The 19660-nt window shown below is 60.6% G+C and carries 13 protein-coding genes; 6 read left to right on the top strand and 7 right to left on the bottom strand.

Features of this window, described 5'->3' with window-relative positions:
* Positions 1 to 95: 95 nt before the first annotated feature.
* Positions 96 to 464 (bottom strand): PilZ domain-containing protein, encoded by a 369-nt coding sequence (locus BLU46_RS20465; protein WP_093204896.1) that lies wholly within the window; start codon positions 462 to 464, stop codon positions 96 to 98.
* 173 nt (positions 465 to 637) lie between these two features.
* Here BLU46_RS20465 and BLU46_RS20470 point away from each other — a divergent pair, with 173 nt between their 5' ends.
* The 3 genes from BLU46_RS20470 to yjiA all read left to right on the top strand — a co-directional run bounded on the left by BLU46_RS20470 (position 638) and on the right by yjiA (position 4040).
* Positions 638 to 2704 carry a carbon starvation CstA family protein gene (locus tag BLU46_RS20470; protein ID WP_063027003.1) on the top strand — a complete coding sequence of 689 codons (2067 nt, stop codon included), beginning with the start codon at positions 638 to 640 and terminating at the stop codon, positions 2702 to 2704.
* Between the two features lie 15 nt (positions 2705 to 2719).
* Complete coding sequence (locus BLU46_RS20475) at positions 2720 to 2917, top strand: YbdD/YjiX family protein (protein ID WP_003176208.1); 198 nt, start codon at positions 2720 to 2722, stop codon at positions 2915 to 2917.
* A 157-nt stretch (positions 2918 to 3074) separates the two neighbouring features.
* Positions 3075 to 4040, top strand: a complete 966-nt coding sequence (gene yjiA / locus BLU46_RS20480; RefSeq protein WP_093204899.1) for a GTPase — start codon at positions 3075 to 3077, stop codon at positions 4038 to 4040.
* Between the two features lie 180 nt (positions 4041 to 4220).
* Here yjiA and glyA read toward each other — a convergent pair whose 3' ends face one another.
* Complete coding sequence (gene glyA, locus BLU46_RS20485) at positions 4221 to 5474, bottom strand: serine hydroxymethyltransferase (RefSeq protein ID WP_063027005.1); 1254 nt, start codon at positions 5472 to 5474, stop codon at positions 4221 to 4223.
* Between the two features lie 241 nt (positions 5475 to 5715).
* The gene (locus BLU46_RS20490) at positions 5716 to 9567 is read right to left on the bottom strand and encodes a sensor domain-containing protein (RefSeq protein ID WP_093204903.1); all 3852 of its coding nucleotides are present in this window, start codon (positions 9565 to 9567) and stop codon (positions 5716 to 5718) included.
* A gap of 285 nt (positions 9568 to 9852) precedes the next feature.
* On the opposite strand from BLU46_RS20490, the gene ettA reads away from it, so the two are divergent.
* A complete protein-coding gene (gene ettA / locus BLU46_RS20495) occupies positions 9853 to 11517 on the top strand; it encodes an energy-dependent translational throttle protein EttA (RefSeq protein WP_003215833.1) in 1665 nt (554 codons plus the stop codon).
* Positions 11518 to 11867: 350 nt separating this feature from the next.
* Complete coding sequence (gene gdhA, locus BLU46_RS20500; RefSeq protein WP_093204908.1) at positions 11868 to 13205, top strand: NADP-specific glutamate dehydrogenase; 1338 nt, start codon at positions 11868 to 11870, stop codon at positions 13203 to 13205.
* On the opposite strand, the gene BLU46_RS20505 is transcribed toward gdhA, so the two are convergent.
* The 4 genes from BLU46_RS20505 to BLU46_RS20520 form a co-directional block, all read right to left on the bottom strand.
* Positions 13202 to 13699 carry a GreA/GreB family elongation factor gene (locus BLU46_RS20505; RefSeq protein ID WP_093204913.1) on the bottom strand — a complete coding sequence of 166 codons (498 nt, stop codon included), beginning with the start codon at positions 13697 to 13699 and terminating at the stop codon, positions 13202 to 13204. The genes gdhA and BLU46_RS20505 overlap by 4 nt on opposite strands.
* Positions 13700 to 13769: 70 nt before the next feature.
* Positions 13770 to 14126, bottom strand: coding sequence for a hypothetical protein (locus BLU46_RS20510; RefSeq protein ID WP_093204917.1), 357 nt, complete (start codon positions 14124 to 14126; stop codon positions 13770 to 13772).
* 234 nt (positions 14127 to 14360) lie between these two features.
* Positions 14361 to 16214 carry an Lnb N-terminal periplasmic domain-containing protein gene (locus tag BLU46_RS20515; protein ID WP_063027014.1) on the bottom strand — a complete coding sequence of 618 codons (1854 nt, stop codon included), beginning with the start codon at positions 16212 to 16214 and terminating at the stop codon, positions 14361 to 14363.
* Between the two features lie 93 nt (positions 16215 to 16307).
* Positions 16308 to 16796 carry a DUF3015 domain-containing protein gene (locus BLU46_RS20520; RefSeq protein WP_017477815.1) on the bottom strand — a complete coding sequence of 163 codons (489 nt, stop codon included), beginning with the start codon at positions 16794 to 16796 and terminating at the stop codon, positions 16308 to 16310.
* Between the two features lie 267 nt (positions 16797 to 17063).
* Between BLU46_RS20520 and BLU46_RS20525 the strand changes: the two genes are divergently transcribed.
* Positions 17064 to 19502 (top strand): Lon protease family protein, encoded by a 2439-nt coding sequence (locus tag BLU46_RS20525; RefSeq protein ID WP_017477814.1) that lies wholly within the window; start codon positions 17064 to 17066, stop codon positions 19500 to 19502.
* The last annotated feature ends 158 nt before the right edge of the window (positions 19503 to 19660 follow it).

Here is a 19660-nt window from a genome sequence, read left to right on the forward strand (position 1 = left end):
CTGTGGGAGCCGGGTTTGCCCGCGATGGCGGTGTATCCGCTGATTGATATGCAAACTGACACACCGCCATCGCAGGCAATCCAGCTCCCACATGTTCAGGTCTCCAGCAAGGCCGCGAATTCCCGCTCCAGCTCCTCCTGATCGCCGAGGTTCAGCTCGATTATCCGCCGCAGGTGGCTGATGGAGTCGAGGTCGATGTGCTCGCATACAAAGCCGAGCTGCCCATGATCATCATGGGTCAGCCGCACCTGCATCTTTACGTCGGTCTCCGCGTCCAGATGAATGTCCACATCGAATGATTCGTAGCGATGGCCGTGCCAGTCTCGCGGCCGTTGCACCAGCAAGCCCTTGAGCGACAAATCTACCAATTGCACCGACCAGACATGGCCGTCTTGCGTGAGCTCGGTCCTGGCATCGAAGGCGATGCGTCGGAAACGGCGTCGGTCGGAAGGCTGTTCGCTCATGGTGAAACCCTCTGTGGATAAAAGAATTGTAGCCGTGCGCCATCATTGGGCAGTTTTTTCTGCTTTTTTCGCCCCGGCAAGGCTCTAGACCAACGTAGGGGGGTGGCCTTTAAGGCCAGTAGCGCTAAACTCGGGATGGCTGTCTTTCTGTCCACCCTGGCTGGAATATAAAAATGAAAAATAATAATAGCCTGCTACGCCATCTACCCTGGCTGCTGCTGGCAATCGTAGGAGCGTGCGCCCTGGGCGTAGTGGCCTTGCGCCGCGGCGAGGCGATCAACGCCTTGTGGATTGTGGTCGCAGCAGTGGCCATTTATCTGGTTGCTTACCGTTACTACAGTCTGTTCATCGCTAATCATGTGATGCAGCTTGATCCACTGCGGGCGACCCCCGCTGTGCTCAACAACGACGGTCTGGACTATGTGCCGACCAACAAACACATCCTTTTCGGTCACCACTTTGCGGCAATCGCTGGCGCAGGGCCGTTGGTCGGCCCGGTACTGGCCGCGCAGATGGGTTACCTGCCCGGCACCTTGTGGCTGATCGCCGGCGTGGTGCTGGCGGGGGCGGTGCAGGACTTCATGGTCCTGTTCCTGTCCACCCGGCGCAACGGCCGTTCCCTGGGGGACATGGTCCGCGAAGAAATGGGCCGTGTGCCCGGGACCATCGCGCTGTTTGGCTGCTTCCTGATCATGATCATCATCCTCGCGGTGCTGGCGCTGATCGTGGTCAAGGCCCTGGCCGAAAGCCCGTGGGGCATCTTCACGGTGATGGCAACCATCCCGATCGCGATGTTCATGGGCATCTACATGCGCTACATCCGCCCGGGCCGCATCGGTGAAATCTCGATTGTCGGCGTGCTGTTGCTGCTGGGCTCGATCTGGCTGGGCGGGCAGATTGCCGCGGACCCGGTATGGGCCAAGGCCTTCAGCTTCACCGGCATCCAGATCACCTGGATGCTGGTGGGTTATGGCTTTGTGGCTGCCGTGTTGCCGGTGTGGCTGATCCTTGCACCACGTGACTACCTGTCTACTTTCCTGAAAATCGGCACCATCATCGCGTTGGCGATTGGCATCCTGGTGACCATGCCCGACCTGAAAATGCCGGCGCTGACCCAGTTCATCGATGGCACTGGCCCGGTGTGGAAGGGCGGCCTGTTCCCGTTCCTGTTCATCACCATCGCCTGTGGCGCGGTATCGGGTTTCCACGCGCTGATCTCCTCGGGCACCACGCCCAAGTTGCTGGCCAGTGAAGGGCACGCCCGTTACATCGGCTACGGCGGCATGTTGATGGAGTCGTTCGTGGCCATCATGGCGATGGTTGCTGCTTCGGTGATCGAGCCAGGGGTGTACTTTGCCATGAACAGTCCGGCCGCCATTGTCGGTGCTGACGTGGTGACCGTTGCGCAAACTGTCAGCAGCTGGGGTTTTGCAATTACGCCGGAAGCGTTGCAGGCGGTGGCGCATGACATTGGTGAGTCCACCATCCTGGCCCGTGCCGGTGGTGCGCCGACCCTGGCGGTCGGTATCGCGCAGATCCTGCACAGTGTCCTGCCGGGTGAAAACACCATGGCGTTCTGGTACCACTTTGCGATCCTGTTTGAAGCGCTCTTCATCCTGACCGCAGTCGACGCCGGTACCCGTGCCGGTCGCTTCATGCTTCAGGATCTGCTTGGCTCCTTCGTACCGGCCCTTAAGCGTACCGAGTCCTGGACCGCTAACCTGATCGCTACCGCAGGTTGTGTGGCGATGTGGGGTTACCTGCTGTACCAAGGCGTGATCGACCCACTGGGCGGCATCAACACCTTGTGGCCGCTGTTCGGTATCTCCAACCAGATGCTGGCCGGTATCGCGCTGATGCTCGCCACCGTTGTGCTGATCAAAATGAAACGCCAGCGCTACATCTGGGTGACCATGCTGCCGGCTGTCTGGCTGCTGATCTGCACCGTGACCGCAGGCTTCATCAAGTTGTTCGACGCCAACCCGGCGATCGGCTTCCTGTCCCTGGCCAAGAAGTACAGCGATGCCCTGGCCGCCGGCCAGATCCTCGCACCGGCCAAGAGCATCGACCAGATGCAACACGTGATCTGGAACGCCTACACCAACGCAACGCTGACGGCGCTGTTCCTGTTTGTGGTCTTCAGCATCCTGTTCTATGCGCTCAAGGTCGGCATCGCCGCCTGGGGCAAAAAGGAACGTACGGATAAAGAAGCGCCATTCCAGGCCATCCCGGACGCTTGATAGAGGATTGCAATCATGTTCAATGACATCAGTCGCCTCGGTAAATACCTCGGTCAGGCCGCACGCCTGATGGTCGGCATGCCCGACTACGACACTTACGTCGAGCATATGCAAACCAAACACCCGGACAAGCCGATGATGGACTACAAGGCGTTCTTCCGGGAACGCCAGGAAGCCCGTTACGGCGGCAAGGGTGGGCCCAAGTGCTGCTAGCCCGGTAAGTACGGGTTGCGGTGATCCCTTGTGGGAGCGGGCTTGCTCGCGAAGGCGGTCTTTCAGTGAGGTATGTGCTGACTGACACGCCGCCTTCGCGAGCAAGCCCGCTCCCACATTTGTTTTGTGTTCCTTCAGTTATTAAGGAGAACTGTCTTTGTCCTCTCCCATTCCCGTCACCGTCCTCAGCGGCTTTCTCGGCGCTGGCAAGACCACCTTGTTGCGCCACCTGCTCAAGGCCGAGCACGGCTTGAAAATCGCCGTGATCGAAAACGAATTCAGCGACGCCGGTATCGACACCCAACTGCTGGGCACCGAGCCGGTGCAAGTCATGACCCTGTCCAATGGCTGCGTGTGCTGCACCATCCATACCGACCTGACCAAGGCCCTGTACCTGCTGCTGGAGCGCCTGGACAGTGGCGAAATCGCCTTCGATCGCCTGGTGATTGAATGCACCGGCCTGGCCGACCCGGCCCCGGTGGCCCAGACCTTTTTCATTGATGAAGAGCTGCGCGAGCGCTACATCCTCGACGGCATCATTACCCTGGTGGACGCGGCCCACGCCGAGCACCACCTGACCCAGACCATCGCCCAGGCGCAGATCGGTTTTGCCGACCGCCTACTGGTGAGCAAGCGTGATCTGGTGGACGACGCCACTTTTGACGCCCTCAGCGAGCGCCTGACCCGCATTAACCGTCGGGCACCGATTCGCGTGGTGGAACACGGCAAGATCGACCTCGCCGAACTGCTGGATGTGCGCGGCTTCAACCTCAACGCCGGCATGAATCTGCGCCCGGTGAGCCAGGCGCCGTCCATCGACCGGATTTCCAGCCTGGTGCTGCGCACCGACCAGCCGCTGGATATCGACAAGCTCAGCGAGTTCATGAACGAGCTGCTGGAAGACCACGGCAAGCAATTGCTGCGCTACAAGGGCGTGCTGAACATTGCCGGGGAAGACCGGCGCATGGTGTTCCAGGGCGTGCTGAAGCTCTACGGGTTTGATTGGGATACCGAATGGGCCGAAGGCGAGACGCGGGAAAGTGTGATTGTGTTTATTGCTGACGAGTTGCCGGAAGACAAAATCCGCGAAGGCTTTGCCCGGGTCCACCAAACCCTGACTTGAAATGCACTCAATATGTGGGAGCTGGCTTGCCTGCGATAGCGGTGTGTCAGTTACAGGTATCTCAACTGGCACACCGCTATCGCAGGCAAGCCAGCTCCCACATTTGACCTTATTTCAATTTGAAATCGGCCAAAAAAAAGCCCGGCTCAAAGGCCGGGCTTTTCATTCAATCAACTGCAATCAAGCGCCGTATACCGGCAGCTTCTTGCAGATGGCTTTGACCTTCTCACGAACAGCATCAATCACTGCTTCGTTGTTCAGGTCAGCCAGGATGTCGCAGATCCAGCCAGCCAGTTCCTTGCACTCTGCTTCTTTGAAGCCACGAGTGGTCACAGCCGGAGTGCCGAAGCGCAGGCCGGAGGTGACGAACGGCGAACGTGGGTCGTTCGGTACCGAGTTCTTGTTCACGGTGATGAAGGCTTTGCCCAGAGCGGCGTCAGCGTCTTTACCGGAGATGTCTTGCTTGATCAGCGAGAGCAGGAACAGGTGGTTCTCTGTACCGCCGGACACCACGTCAAAACCACGCTCGATGAACACGCCGGCCATGGCCTTGGCGTTTTTCACCACTTGCTGCTGGTAGGTCTTGAACTCAGGCTGCAGGGCTTCCTTGAAGCAGATCGCTTTAGCGGCGATCACGTGCTCCAGCGGGCCACCCTGGCCGCCTGGGAATACGGCGGAGTTCAGCTTCTTCTCGATCTCGGCGTTGGCGCGAGCCAGGATCAGGCCGCCACGTGGACCGCGTAGGGTCTTGTGGGTGGTGGTGGTCACGACGTCAGCGAACGGAACCGGGTTCGGGTAGACGCCAGCGGCGACCAGACCGGCCACGTGGGCCATGTCGACGAACAGGTAGGCGCCCACTTTGTCAGCGATTTCGCGGAAGCGTGGGAAATCCAGGATCTGCGAGTAGGCAGAGAAACCGGCCACGATCATTTTTGGCTTGTGCTCAACGGCCAGGCGCTCAACTTCGTCGTAGTCGATCAGGCCGTTGCCGTCGATGCCGTACTGAACGGCGTTGTACAGCTTGCCGGAGGAGGAAACGCTGGCGCCGTGGGTCAGGTGACCGCCGTGGGCCAGGCTCATGCCCAGGATGGTGTCGCCCGCTTGCAGCAGGGCCAGGTACACGGCGCTGTTGGCTTGGGAGCCGGCGTGTGGCTGGACGTTGGCGTAATCGGCGCCGAACAGTTCCTTGGCGCGGTCGATGGCCAGCTGCTCAACGATGTCGACGTACTCGCAACCACCGTAGTAACGCTTGCCCGGGTAGCCTTCGGCGTACTTGTTGGTCAGAACCGAACCTTGAGCCTCCATTACCGCAGGGCTGGTGTAGTTTTCCGAAGCGATCAGCTCAATGTGCTCTTCCTGGCGCACGGCTTCTTGCTCCATGGCGGCAAAGAGATCGGCGTCGTACTTGGCAATAGTCAAATCACGGCTGAACATGGCGGTCCTCAAGGATCGGGGGCAGAAAAGAAGCGCATTCTAACCCAATGGGTTTTAGATGGCATATGAAAGGACATCATGTCGCGGACAAGCGGGGCTCATCTGGGGATGGGTGGTGTTTGTGCGGCCCCCTTCGCGAGCAAGCCCGCTCCCACATTCAATCGGGTTCCTTCAGGGGGAATGCGGTCGAGTGTGGGAGCGGGCTTGCTCGCGAAGAGGCCATCAGCATCACAGCAGGATTTCAGTCGAACATGAACAGCGCATCATTACTGAACTGCGCCTCAAACCGGTTCGCCGGCATCGGTCGCCCGAACAGGTAGCCCTGAACCTCATCGCAACCGTGCTCCCGCAGGAAGTCCAGCTGCTCATGGGTTTCCACACCCTCGGCGATCACCGCCAGGTTCAGGCTGTGGGCCATGGCAATAATCGCCCGGGCGATCTGCGCATCCTGTTCACCCGACGGCAGGCCGTCGACAAAGGTGCGGTCGATCTTCAGCACGTCGATGGGGAATTGCTTGAGGTAGTTCAGCGATGAGTACCCGGTGCCGAAGTCGTCTACCGCAATGCTCAGGCCGAGGTTTTTCAGGCTGGCGAGAATCTGCATCGCCTCGTTGACCTCGCGCATCAGGATACTTTCGGTCAGCTCCAGTTCCAGGCACGCCGGCGGCAGGCCAATGTCCTTGAGGATGGTGGCGATGCGCTCGCCCAGTTGCCCGTCGGAGAACTGCCGGGCCGAGATGTTCACCGAAACCTTGGGCACCCGCACCTTGTTCTGGTGCCAGGTCTTGAGTTGGCGGCAGGCTTCGCTGATTACCCAGTCGCCCACGTCCACCACCAGCCCCAACTCCTCCAGCACCGGGATAAAGTCCCCCGGCGGCACCAGCCCGCGACGGGGATGGCGCCAGCGCAGCAGGGCTTCGGCGCCGGTCAGGCGTTTGCCGTCGCCGCTGAACTGCGGCTGGTAATACAGCACGAATTCATTCTGTTCCAGAGCGTGGCGCAGGTCGCTTTCCAGCTCCAGACGTTCCAGGGCGCTGGCGTTCATATCGGCCTGGTAGAACTGGAAGTTGTTCTTGCCGCGCTCCTTGGCGTGGTACATCGCCGTGTCGGCGTTCTTCATCAACTGGCTGAGTTCGTTGCCGTCCTGCGGGCTCAGGGCGATGCCAATACTGGCGGTCACGAAGAACTCGCGGCCTTCCAGCACGAATGGCTTCACCAGGCTGGCCAGAATCTGCTCGGCCACGTGAATCGCACGGTTCAGCGCCATCTCACGGTTGACCCGCGGTTGCAGGAGCAAGGTGAACTCGTCGCCGCCCATGCGCGCCACGGTGTCGTCTTCCGCCACGCAGCCCAGCAAGCGGGTGGCCATTTCCTTGAGCATGCGGTCGCCGGCAGCGTGGCCCAGGGAATCGTTGATCGGCTTGAAGCGGTCGAGGTCGAGGAACATCAGTACCACCCACGACTTCTGTCGCTCCGCCGACTGCAACGCGGTGTGCAGGCGGTCCTGGAACAGCGTGCGGTTGGGCAGGTGGGTCAAGGCGTCGTAGTAGGCCAGGCGGTGGATCCGCTGTTCGCTGGCCTTGCGCTCGCTGATGTCGCTGAAGAAGCACACGTAGCTGGCCAGGTCGCCTTCGTCATCGAACACGGCGGTAATCCCGACCCAGGCCGGGTAATGCTCGCCGTTGCGGCGCTTGAGCCACACTTCGCCTTCCCAGGTGCTGTGCTGGTGCAATTGCTTGAGCACGTAGCGCAGGTGGGCTTCCTGCTGTTCGTCGACGGTGAGCATGTTCGGCAACTGATCGAGCACGTCCGCCACCGCATAACCGCTGACCCGGCTGAACGCCTCGTTGGCCTGCACGATATAGCCGGCAGGGTCGGTGATCAGGATCGCCGAAGTCGAGTGTTCGAATACCGTGGCCGCCATGCGCAGGTCTTTTTCCGCGCGGCGTTGCTGGCTGATATCGCGACCCACGCCGAGGATGCCTTCGAACGCGCCGTGCTCGTCCCACACCAGCACCAGGCGCAGTTCGATGGGGACCTTGCGCCCGTCGGCCCGCAGGCAGTCGAACAGGAACAGCTGGGTCTGCACGTCGTTGCGCAAGGCCGCCAGGGATTCGGGTTGGTCCAGGGCGCGGCTGACTTGCTCTACCAGGCTGTAGATGCCCGTGAGTTGCTGCGGGTTGGCGATGGTCGATTGCCAGCCGTTTTCGAAGATCCAGTCCACGTCGTAGCCCAGCACCGCGTTCACCGAAGGGCTGACGTAGTTGAGGGCCAGCTTGCTGTCGGTGGAGAAAATTACGTCGCTGATACTTTCGGCCAGCATGCGGTAGCGCTGTTCGCTGTCGCGCAGGGATTCGCTGGCCTCGATCTGGTCGGTGATGTCCTTGGCCACGCCGATGATGCGCGTGACCTGGTCGGTCTTGTCCCGGGCCAGGGCCTGTTCGCGGATATCGAAGCGCCGCCATTGGTTGTTGCGGTGGCGAAAGCGCAACTGGCACTGCAGTTGGCTCAGGTAGCCGGCCTGGCGCTGTTGCTGGCGCAGGTCGTGGTAACGCTCGGCGTCTTCGGGGTGCAGCAGGATCTCCCAGAAGTACTCGCCCATCTGCTGCAACTCGGGCTTGTTGTAGCCCAGGGTGTGGCCCAGGTGGTGGTTGCTGAAAATCATCCGCTGGCTGATCACATCCTGCACATACAGGTGATCGGGCACGGTGCGCACCACGTCCGACCAGAAACCCTCGCGCTCCACCAGCGACAATTCGATCAGCTTGCGGCTGGTGATGTCGCTGATGCTCAGGATCACTGCCTTGAAGTCGTCCTGTTGCTCCGGCAGGCGCATCACCAGCCACAGGTATTGGTCGTTGCCTTCGACATCGCTGAGCTGGATTTCCAGTTCGAGCTGTTTTTGCTGGGTCAGTACCGCGTCGATCACCTGGTTACCGATGGCGGTTGGGCTCGACGGGCAGGCGTCGATCAGGCGCTCCCAGGCTTGTTCGCAAGAGGCAACATTCAGCAGGCGCACCGCCACCTGATTGACCTCGGTGATGCGTAGCTCCTTGAGCAGTTGCTGGCGTTGCTCCGGGTTGTCTTGCAACAACTGTTGCAGTTGCTCGCAGGTTTGCAAGTGGGTCTTGTCGAAGAACGCGCGCAGGCCCGACAGGTCGAGCACGCACAGGGCCACGCCGGTGCCTTCGAAAATATCCTGGTAGCGTCGGCGCCCCTCGTGCACCTGGCGCTGGCGGCGGCGCATGTTCAACAGCACGATGACCGGGATCAGCGAGAAGGCCAGGCCCAGCAGGCATTTGCCGATAAACGCTGGCAGCAGTTGTTCCAGCACGGCGGCGCGGTCGAACAGGCCACGCAGTTGCCAGTCGCTTTTGCTCAGGGGCGTGACCAGTACACTTTTGTTCAATTCGTCCGGGGTCAATGCCGAGGCCCATTGGGCCGGCATACCGCTGTCACGGCTGACCACGCGGTGGTTGAGGCGGTTTTCGATGACCCACATCGGCCGCTGGCCCTGGCCGTCCTGGCGGGTCAGGTTGGCCAGGTAATTGGGCGCCAGGCGCAAGGCCCAGTACATCTTGGTGCCGCCGCTGGGCTGGTGCAGCAGCAGGTAGATGACGGTGCCATCGTTGTTGTTGCTCAGGTAATAGGACTGGGCGTGGCTGCGCTTGACCAGCTCTTCGAGCCAGGCGCTGTCCTGCCTGTCACTGGCGCTGTCACTGATCATCGCGCCGCTGGGGGCGAGCAGGGCGACGCTGCGCAACTCCGGCAGGGAGCGTTGCAGGGTGCGCATCAGGATTTGTTGCTGTTCGGTGTCCCGTGGCGGCTCGACGATCGGCAGCAGGTTCAGCGCGATCTGCGCACTGAGGGCCATGTTCAGGCTGATCTGTTCGGCCAGGTCGGCGCTGTAGTCGATGGTGTATTGCTGCTGGTTTTTTTGGTTTTGCTGCAGCTGGTCCAGCAGTTGCCAGAACAATAACGCGAGCAGCAGCAGGACCAGCGTCGCCAATGCGCCCTTCAGGGTTCCGTGCAGGGGCGCTCCCGGCGCTATATGAGCGGCGCGCAGGGGAGTTGGCGGCGTTACGTTGGACAAACTGTGATCCTGCGGTTTGGCTGGACTGGCGCGCGACGTGCACTATAAGCCGGACGCCCGGAGGGCGGCTAGCATGCCTTGTGTTGTGGCAAAGTGCCAGCCCCGCCTGGCTGGACTGCCCACCCGCATTCAGGTAGCTTTGCCGGTTACGCGAGGGCGTTCCAGCCCCAGACAATCAGGCATCTACCGTACGCAGGCATTGATAGACATCAACGGCCCGCGCGGCGCATGGCCTGGCACGGGTTTCGCCCGCTTAATTCATCAGTCACTGACGCTAGGTTCACCATGGCTCAATACGTCTTCACCATGCATCGGCTGGGAAAAGTTGTTCCGCCGAAGCGGGAAATCCTGAAAAACATTTCTCTGTCCTTCTTCCCGGGCGCCAAGATCGGCGTGCTCGGCCTCAACGGTTCGGGTAAATCCACCCTGTTGAAAATCATGGCCGGCGTCGACACCGAGTTCGACGGCGAAGCCCGCCCGATGCCCGACCTGAACATCGGCTATCTGCCACAGGAACCTATCCTGGATCCGACCAAGACCGTGCGTGAAGTGGTCGAGGAAGCGGTCAGCGTGATCAAGAACGCCCAAGCCCGCCTGGACGAGGTCTACGCGGCCTACGCTGAAGAAGATGCCGACTTCGACAAATTGGCGGCAGAACAGGCCAAGCTCGAAGCCATCCTGCAAGCCGCAGACGGTCACAACCTGGACCGCCAGCTGGAAGTCGCCGCCGACGCGCTGCGCCTGCCGGCGTGGGACGCCAAGGTTGAACACCTGTCCGGTGGTGAGAAGCGTCGTGTAGCCCTGTGCCGCCTGCTGCTGTCGGCCCCCGACATGCTGCTGCTCGACGAACCCACCAACCACCTGGACGCCGATTCCGTCGCCTGGCTGGAGCATTTCCTCCACGATTTCCCGGGCACCGTAGTTGCGATCACGCACGACCGGTACTTCCTGGACAACGTCGCCGGCTGGATCCTCGAGCTCGACCGTGGCGCCGGTATCCCTTACGAGGGCAACTACTCCGGTTGGCTGGAAGCCAAGTCCGACCGTCTGGCGGCCGAATCCAAGCAGCAGTCGGCCCATGAAAAGGCCATGAAAGACGAGCTGGAATGGGTGCGTAAAGGCGCCAAGGCACGTCAATCGAAATCCAAGGCCCGTCTGGCGCGTTTCGAAGAAATGCAGTCCCAGGAATTCCAGAAGCGTTCCGAGACCAACGAGATCTACATCCCGGCCGGTCCGCGCCTGGGTGACAAGGTCATCGAGTTCAAGAACGTCTGCAAGGGCTACGGCGACCGCGTGTTGATCGACAACCTGTCGTTCTCCATGCCAAAAGGCGCCATCGTTGGCGTGATCGGCGGTAACGGTGCGGGTAAATCCACCCTGTTCCGCATGCTGATGGGCAAGGAACAACCGGACTCGGGCACCATCGAAGTCGGCGAAACCGTGCAGCTGGCTTGCGTTGACCAGAGCCGCGACGACCTCGACGGCAGCAAGACGGTGTTCCAGCAGATTTCCGACGGTTCCGACCAGATCCGTATCGGCAACTACGAAATCCCGTCGCGCACCTACGTGGGTCGCTTCAACTTCAAGGGCGGCGACCAGCAGAAGTTCGTCAAGGACCTGTCCGGTGGTGAGCGCGGTCGCTTGCACCTGGCCCTGACCTTGAAAGAAGGCGGCAACGTCCTGCTGCTCGACGAACCGTCAAACGACCTCGACGTTGAAACCCTGCGTTCCCTGGAAGAAGCCCTGCTGGACTTCCCGGGCGCCGCCATTGTGATCTCTCACGATCGGTGGTTCCTTGACCGCGTGGCCACTCACATCCTGGCGTACGAAGACGACTCGCAAGCGGTGTTCTTCGAAGGCAACTACACCGAATACGAAGCCGATCGCAAGAAACGCCTCGGCGAAGCAGCTGCCCAGCCGCATCGTGTACGGCACAAAAAACTGGCCTGATTCGGGTTGGTGGTATGAAAAAGCGGAGCCTTCGGGCTCCGCTTTTTTTTGCGTGTTTTCAGGTGGACCGCGTCGTCTGCATCTCAGGCAAGCCAGCTCCCACATTCGACCGCGTTATCTTGAATGTACGCGGCCAAATGTGGGAGCTGGCTTGCCTGCGATAGCGGTTGATTTGTTGGTGCAAAACCTGGATTGAAATCCTCATTAAGGTGCACAAAAACGCCTTTATTTATATCTTATGCACCATTTAAATTCACAAAAGCGACATTTCGCCCTGTCACGGTGCGACATGAATTGATAAAGTCCGGGACAAATCTCCTTTAATGACAATAAATTTGCCGAGACTTTTCATGATCGAATCCGTTGAATCCTTCCTTGCCCGTCTCAAGAAACGCGACCCCGACCAGCCGGAATTCCACCAGGCCGTGGAAGAAGTCCTGCGCAGCTTGTGGCCGTTTCTTGAAGCCAATCCCCATTACCTGACCTCGGGCATCCTGGAGCGCATCTGCGAGCCGGAGCGTGCGATTGTGTTCCGGGTGTCGTGGGAAGATGACCAAGGCAAGGTACGAGTCAACCGCGGGTTCCGGATCCAGATGAACAGCGCCATCGGCCCCTACAAAGGCGGCCTGCGCTTCCACCCCTCGGTGAACCTGGGCGTGCTGAAATTCCTCGCCTTCGAACAGACCTTCAAGAACTCCCTGACCTCACTGCCCATGGGCGGCGGCAAGGGCGGCTCGGACTTCGATCCCAAGGGCAAGAGCGACGCCGAGGTGATGCGCTTCTGCCAGGCGTTCATGAGCGAGCTGTATCGCCATATCGGCTCGGACGTGGACGTGCCCGCCGGTGATATCGGCGTGGGCGCCCGAGAGATCGGCTTCCTGTTCGGCCAGTACAAGCGCCTGAGCAACCAGTTCACCTCGGTGCTGACCGGCAAGGGCATGAGCTACGGCGGCAGCCTGATCCGCCCGGAAGCCACTGGTTTTGGCTGTGTGTATTTCGCTGAGGAAATGCTCAAGCGCAACGGCGAGCGTGTCGAAGGTAAGCGTGTGGCCATTTCCGGTTCCGGTAACGTCGCCCAGTACGCGGCGCGCAAGGTCATGGACCTGGGCGGCAAGGTAATTTCCCTGTCTGACTCCGAAGGCACCCTCTATTGCGAAAGCGGTTTGACCGAGGAGCAATGGTCAGCGCTGCTGGAGCTGAAAAACGTCCAGCGCGGGCGCATCAGCGAACTGGCTCCGCGTTTCGGCCTGGAATTCCGTGCCGGCAAAGCACCGTGGGAACTGGCCTGCGACATCGCACTGCCCTGCGCCACCCAGAACGAACTGGACGCCGAAGCGGCGCGCACCCTGTTGCGCAATGGCTGCGTGTGCGTGGCCGAAGGCGCCAACATGCCCACCACCCTGGAGGCTGTGGATATCTTTATCGAGGCCGGCATTCTGTTCGCGCCGGGCAAGGCGTCCAATGCCGGCGGTGTGGCGGTGAGCGGGCTGGAGATGTCGCAGAACGCCATGCGCCTGCTGTGGACCGCTGGCGAAGTAGACAGCAAGCTGCACAACATCATGCAGTCGATCCACCATGCCTGCGTGCATTACGGCGAAGAAAACGGTCGGGTCAACTACGTGAAGGGCGCCAACATTGCAGGCTTCGTGAAGGTTGCGGATGCAATGCTGGCCCAGGGCATCGTTTAACCCTCGGGTTCGATGCGCAGGATTTCGATCAACTGATCACCGACGGGGCGCCTCCACAGCACCTCGTCGCCCACCTGTGCACCCAGCAGCGCGCGGCCCAGGGGCGAACCCCAGTTGATCAGGCCCACCGTGGCATCGGCCTGGTCTTCACCCACCAGTTGAATGCGCTGCTCTTCGTCCTGTTCATTGGCGAAAGTCACCCAACTGCCGATCTGCACCTTCTCGGTAGAGGTCGCTGGCGCCACCACCTGAGCGCTTTGCAGGCGCTGGTTGAAGTAACGCAAATCCCGCTCAAGGTCGGCCTGGCGCTGTTTATCAGCCTGCTCGCCCTTGACGGACTCTTCGCTGTGCTCGCTTTGTAACTGCGCCACTTTGGCCTGCAACTGCGCAAGCCCACGGACAGTGAGGTGATTGGGCTGCTCGCTGACCTGGCGTTCCACCGGTTGGCTGGCCTGGGCAGCGGCGCTGTCTTCGTTGACGAAAGCTCGACTCATGGCGTTCTCCTGCTATGGAGTTTGGGCCATGGTCGCAGGGGTTAAGTTTCGCTGGATGTCTGAAAGCGACCTATTGCGAGCGATAGGCCCGTGCGGCGTCGCGGTCCTTTTCCTGCTGCCAGGCGCGTTCGCGGTCGTCCCAGTGGCGGTTCTTGTAGTCGTTCAGGTCTTCGTTCTCGCGCATGGCCTTGCACTGGCGAAAGCCATCATCCCAGCCTTCGGCATAGGTACGGTCTTTCAGGTAGCGAGGGACGTTCTTGCGGAATTCCCCTGTGATCACCCCGGCGGCCTGGCGGCCGCTGCTGCATCCGTCGTCGTAGCCGTCGGCGAAAGCGGGTGGGTAACCCTTGGCCAGCAAATCTTCATGGGTTGATTGGCAACCCGATAGCAGGGCCATCAGGCCCAGCGTTACTGCGTACCGCCACATCGCTCGCTCCCTGGCCGTTGAACGGCTGATGGATGGAAGTTTAGAAGGCGATTCGTTGGGGGGATGTGAAAGGGCTGTGATTAATCTGTTGGCACTCCTTCTTCTGAAGCAGCGCTGAAAAAATGTGGGAGCTGGCTTGCCTGCGATCGCATCAACTCGGTGTAACTGATACACCGAGGTGTCTGCATCGCAGGCAAGCCAGCTCCCACATTTGAACGATCTACGGCTCAGTGGTTAGTAGTGATACCACTTCACCTCTAGCATCACCTCATTCACTGGTGTCGCCAAGTGGCTGTATTCCCGTTGCGCACTCAGTCTCAGCCCCAGGTTGCGTGACAATTCCCACTGTTGATTCAGGCTGATACTGCGCCGCACCTCGCCATTGGTGAAGAAGTCACCCTTGGCTTCCAGGCTCAGGTTGCCCAGCGGGTTGCGCCACAACACACCTGTATTGAACCCGGCAGCCGGGGAGATGGCTTCACCGAAGTCGCTGTTGTGCTCCACGCGCACCGTGCCGAGGGCGAAGCCAAGCATGTCGTCGCGCAGTTGCCAGGTGCCGCCGGCGCCGCCATTGACGTGGCTGACCAGGGTCTCGTCGTCATGCTTGCCCGGTACGCGCTCAAGGCCACCGGTGACTTGCCATGACCAGGGTTGTAGCAGTTCGTTGCGCGGGGTCAGTGAGCGAATGGTCGCCAGGTCCAGTTGCTGTAACTGCCAGTGGTTGCCTTCGTACTGGCGCAGTTTCATTTGCAGGATTTCGATCTGCGCGCCCAGGGGGAAGCCTTCGGCGTTGTCATTCAGGTCGTGGTAGGCCATGCGCAGGCCGTATTCGCCGAAGGCCTTGTCGCCCCGGGTGCCGATGCCGGCTTGCCAGGTGCGGGATTCGTGGCCGTCTTCGGGCAGGCCGGGGCGTTCGATCTTCAGGTCCGGCGCCGGGTTCTGGTTGATCGCCCGCAGCAGTTCGAAGCTGCGCTGGGAACGTTCGGTGTCGCGCTCCAGGCCGTTGGCGCGGTAGCGGCCAAGGCGGTAGGCGGCGTCGATGATCAAGGCCTGGCGGTCTTTGGCGATGGCCTTGAACGCCGGGTCCTGCAGTTGTTTCTGGTCGTCGCTGATCTTCAGCACCCATTGCTGCTCGTCGCTGCCCAGCGGCTTGGCGCGTTCCAGCAGCTCCCGTTCACGGGAAGGGCGGTAATCGATTTTCTCCACCAGGCCGGCTTCTTTCACGGCTTTTACCGTGTCGGTAGGGATCGCGGTCAGCGGGAATTGCTCGGTCAGCCGCAGGCTTGGACGGGCTACTTGCAGCAGCTCCAGCAGGCGATAGGAGCAGTTTTCGTCGAAGAAGAAGTAGTCGAACTGGATCTGCTTGAGTTCCCACACGTGCTCGACCATACGCTCGGTCTCGACCTGGGTCAGGTTCAGGCGGTATTCCCACAGGTCGCGGTTCTCCAGGCTACGGTATTCCGAGAGCTTTTCCTGATAGGGCACCAGCGCGAACAGGCCGGGATAGCCGCCCATCAGGCCCTTCCAGGCGTAGAGGATGCTGTTGTCCGAGCCTTCGATGTAGGCGCCAAAGTTGATCGCGTAGCTGAGCAGGGCAGTGTTGTTGCTCTGCACGTCAGCCTGGTCGATACGCAGCAGGGTATGGCCAAACATCGACGACGGGCTGTTGAGGTAGGCCGCCGGGAAGATCATTACCGCGCTGTGGGGGGCGACGTCCTTGAACCATTGCTTGAACTCCTTGCAGTCCAGCGCCGGCAAGTCCGTCAGGTGCAACTGGTCCTTGAGCCAACGGGTACGTGCCGGGTAGACGCATTGGGCGTGCTTTTCGCCGAGGCTGGCCGGGGCATACAGCGCCTCTACCGTGGCCTTCAGCTCCTGGTCCGGATGGTGGGCACCATCGGGGGCGAGGAAGAATTTCTTGTCGCTGACATAACTGCGCCAGCCTTTGAACTTGCCGGACTCGTAATGCCCCAGCGAAAGCCAGAACGGGTCGTTGGCCAGCTGCTGCAAACGTTGATCATCAAGGTGCGGTGCCGCATATAGCGGGGCGCAGGCGAAGAGTGCCAGGTAGGCAAGGCGTTTGAGCATGTGGGCAACTTAAGTCGAGATAAAAAGACCCAAAGGGGAGGCAGGTCCAAAAATAATAAAACCCGTGCCCCGAAAGGCACGGGCGGGTCGAGCTTAAGCCTGGGTAGCGTATTTCGCCAGACGGGTGTCGCTTTTCAGTACAGCCAAGGTGTTGTTGTGCACGTCATCAGCAGTTACGTCAGCCTTGCTGAAGATTTGCTGGAAATGCTCGTGAGTCACAGCGGCAAAGTGCTCGCGGTCTTCAGGAGCAACGCCCAGTACCACGGCGTAGGTAGTCAGCGCTTCGCCGTTACCCTTGGCCATGTCTTCGGACAGCTCGTTCATCATGCCATTCATGGCAATCCACGATTTGCCACCGTAGGTCAGCTTGCTGTTGGTGTTGCAACCGTTGGTGCCCGAGGTCATGCCGAAAGTGGCGTTACCCGAGGTACCGTTGGTGGTGGAGGCCAGGAAGTGCGCCGGAGTGCCGCGTTGGCCTTCGAACAACATGTTGCCCCAACCGCAGTTCGGGCCACCTGGCGCTTCAGCCATTGCATTGAGGGAGACGACGGTGAAGAGAGTACCGAGAAGGATCCGTTTCATAGCTTTGTTCTCTTTGTGTGCAAACCAATGGACAAGGGTTCAGGTGCCTGACAGCACCCTAGGGGTCGGTTATTAGTCCAACCCGCAGCAGGTTGGAGTTTAGGCACGATCCAAGGGTTCCGTGACTTTTTGTGAAACAAGCCGGAAACACTCGGTTTTTTTGCAGCCCCGAACACGGGTCTATGCTTTCCCTAAGCCGTCCTTGCCAGCCGGCCCAACCCGGCGCCAGAATGCCGTCATCTGCCCCGCCTGATGTAAGGAAGCCCGATGCCTGATCCTGTTGCTGCCAGCTTGCGTCTAGCGCCCGAAGCGCTGACTCGTCCTTTTTCCGCTGAACAGTTCAGCTTCTCGACCACCAATGATTTGGAGCCCTTTCGCGGTGTGCTTGGCCAGGAACGTGCGGTCGAAGCCTTGCAGTTCGGCGTGGCGATGCCACGCCCCGGTTACAACGTATTTGTGATGGGTGAGCCCGGTACCGGGCGCTTTTCGTTCGTCAAACGCTACCTCAAGGCCGAAGGCAAGCGCCTGCAGACCCCGGCCGACTGGGTCTACGTCAATAATTTCGATGAGCCTCGCGAACCCCGCGCGCTGGAGCTGCCTGCGGGCGGTGCTGCTGCGTTCATCTCCGATATCAACGGCCTGATCGACAACCTGGTCGCGACCTTCCCGGCCGTGTTTGAACACCCGACCTATCAACAGCGTAAAAGCGCCATCGACCGCGCCTTCAACCAGCGCTACGACCGTGCCCTGGATGTCATCGAGCGCCTGGCCCTGGAAAAGGACGTGGCGCTGTACCGTGACAGCACCAACATTGCCTTTACCCCGATGCTCGACGGCAAGGCCTTGGACGAAGCCGAGTTTTCGCAGTTGCCGGAAGCTGACCGCGAGCGTTTCCACACCGATATTTCCGAACTGGAAGAACGCCTCAACGAAGAACTCGCCAGCCTGCCCCAGTGGAAGCGCGAGTCCAACAACCAGATGCGCCAGTTCAACGAAGAAACCATCACATTGGCCTTGCAGCCATTGTTGGCGCCGCTGTCCGAGAAGTATGCGGAGAACGCGGCCGTTTGCGGTTACTTGCAGGCGATGCAGGTCTACCTGCTGAAAACCGTGGTCGAGCAGTTGGTGGACGACGCGAAAACCGATGCCCAGGCCCGCAAGTTGCTGGAAGAGCAGTATTGCCCGAGCCTGGTGGTGGGCCATCCGGTCAACGGTGGTGCGCCGGTGGTGTTCGAGCCGCATCCGACCTACGACAACCTGTTCGGCCGTATTGAATACAGCACCGATCAAGGCGCGCTCTACACCACTTATCGCCAATTGCGCCCGGGTGCGTTGCACCGTGCCAACGGCGGTTTCCTGATCCTTGAAGCCGAAAAGATGCTCAGCGAGCCGTTTGTGTGGGACGCCCTCAAGCGTGCCCTGCAATCGCGCAAGCTGAAGATGGAATCACCGTTGGGCGAACTGGGCCGCCTGGCCACGGTGACCCTCAACCCGCAAGTGATCCCGTTGCAGCTCAAGGTCATCATCATTGGTTCCCGCCAGCTGTACTACGCGTTGCAGGACGCGGATCCGGACTTCCAGGAGATGTTCCGGGTGCTGGTGGACTTCGACGAAGACATCCCGATGGTGGATGAAAGCCTGGAGCAGTTCGCCCAGTTGCTGAAAACCCGCACCTCGGAAGAAGGCATGGCGCCGTTGACCTCGGATGCGGTCGCGCGGCTGGCGACCTACAGCGCGCGGCTGGCGGAGAACCAGGGGCGCTTGTCGGCGCGTATCGGTGATTTGTTCCAACTGGTCAGCGAGGCGGACTTCATTCGTCACCTGGCGGGCGATGAGCGCACCGACTCCGGGCACATCGAGCGTGCACTCAAGGCCAAGGCCACGCGCACCGGGCGGGTGTCGGCGCGGATTCTCGACGACATGCTCGCCGGGGTGATCCTGATCGACACCGCCGGTGCGGCGGTGGGCAAGTGCAACGGGCTGACAGTGCTGGAAGTGGGGGACTCGGCATTCGGCGTGCCGGCGCGGATCTCTGCATCGGTGTACCCGGGCGGCAGCGGCATTGTGGATATCGAGCGTGAAGTTAACCTCGGCCAGCCGATTCACTCCAAGGGCGTGATGATCCTCACCGGTTACCTGGGCAGCCGGTATGCCCAGGAATTCCCGTTGGCGATCTCGGCGAGTATTGCCCTGGAGCAGTCCTACGGGTATGTCGACGGCGACAGCGCTTCCCTGGGCGAGGCGTGCACCTTGATCTCGGCGTTGTCGAAGACGCCGCTCAAGCAGTGCTTTGCCATCACCGGCTCGATCAACCAGTTTGGTGAAGTGCAGGCGGTGGGCGGGGTCAACGAGAAGATCGAAGGTTTCTTCCGCCTCTGTGAAGCCCGTGGGCTGACCGGCGAGCAGGGGGCGATCATTCCCCAGGCCAACGTCGCGACGCTGATGCTCGACGAGAAGGTGTTGCAAGCCGTGCGCGACGGGCAATTCCACGTCTACGCTGTGCGCCAGGCCGACGAGGCCTTGAGCTTGCTGGTGGGTGAGCCTGCGGGTTCGCCCGACGAGGAGGGGCAATTCCCCGAAGGCAGCGTCAATGCGCGGGTGGTGGAGCGTCTGCGGGCGATTGCCGAGATGATCAGTGAGGATGATCTGAAGGAAGCCGAGAAGGAGCTGGCGCAGGAGGCGTTGGCAGAAGCAAAACCGGTGTAATAACTACCGAAGGGGCCTGTTTTCAGGTCCCTTCGGCATATTTTTGACGCCGTCGTGACGGCAGTCGTCCGTTGGTCCCCCGGCCTTGGTTTGTACCGGGTTTCTTCTATTCTCAGCTCAAGGGATATCCACAGGAGTCGCTGGATAGAAACAGTCTT

The organism is Pseudomonas yamanorum (assembly GCF_900105735.1).
In the GTDB taxonomy this organism is placed as follows: Bacteria; Pseudomonadota; Gammaproteobacteria; order Pseudomonadales; family Pseudomonadaceae; genus Aquipseudomonas; species Aquipseudomonas yamanorum.

Excerpts from the sequence above, each read along its gene's own strand:
- BLU46_RS20465 (WP_093204896.1), bottom strand. The coding sequence starts at position 464 with ATGAGCGAACAGCCTTCCGACCGACGCCGTTTCCGACGCATCGCCTTC.
- BLU46_RS20470 (WP_063027003.1), top strand. The coding sequence starts at position 638 with ATGAAAAATAATAATAGCCTGCTACGCCATCTACCCTGGCTGCTGCTG.
- BLU46_RS20475 (WP_003176208.1), top strand. The coding sequence starts at position 2,720 with ATGTTCAATGACATCAGTCGCCTCGGTAAATACCTCGGTCAGGCCGCA.
- glyA (WP_063027005.1), bottom strand. The coding sequence starts at position 5,474 with ATGTTCAGCCGTGATTTGACTATTGCCAAGTACGACGCCGATCTCTTT.
- ettA (WP_003215833.1), top strand. The coding sequence starts at position 9,853 with ATGGCTCAATACGTCTTCACCATGCATCGGCTGGGAAAAGTTGTTCCG.
- gdhA (WP_093204908.1), top strand. The coding sequence starts at position 11,868 with ATGATCGAATCCGTTGAATCCTTCCTTGCCCGTCTCAAGAAACGCGAC.
- BLU46_RS20505 (WP_093204913.1), bottom strand. The coding sequence starts at position 13,699 with ATGAGTCGAGCTTTCGTCAACGAAGACAGCGCCGCTGCCCAGGCCAGC.
- BLU46_RS20510 (WP_093204917.1), bottom strand. The coding sequence starts at position 14,126 with ATGTGGCGGTACGCAGTAACGCTGGGCCTGATGGCCCTGCTATCGGGT.
- BLU46_RS20515 (WP_063027014.1), bottom strand. The coding sequence starts at position 16,214 with ATGCTCAAACGCCTTGCCTACCTGGCACTCTTCGCCTGCGCCCCGCTA.
- BLU46_RS20520 (WP_017477815.1), bottom strand. The coding sequence starts at position 16,796 with ATGAAACGGATCCTTCTCGGTACTCTCTTCACCGTCGTCTCCCTCAAT.
- BLU46_RS20525 (WP_017477814.1), top strand. The coding sequence starts at position 17,064 with ATGCCTGATCCTGTTGCTGCCAGCTTGCGTCTAGCGCCCGAAGCGCTG.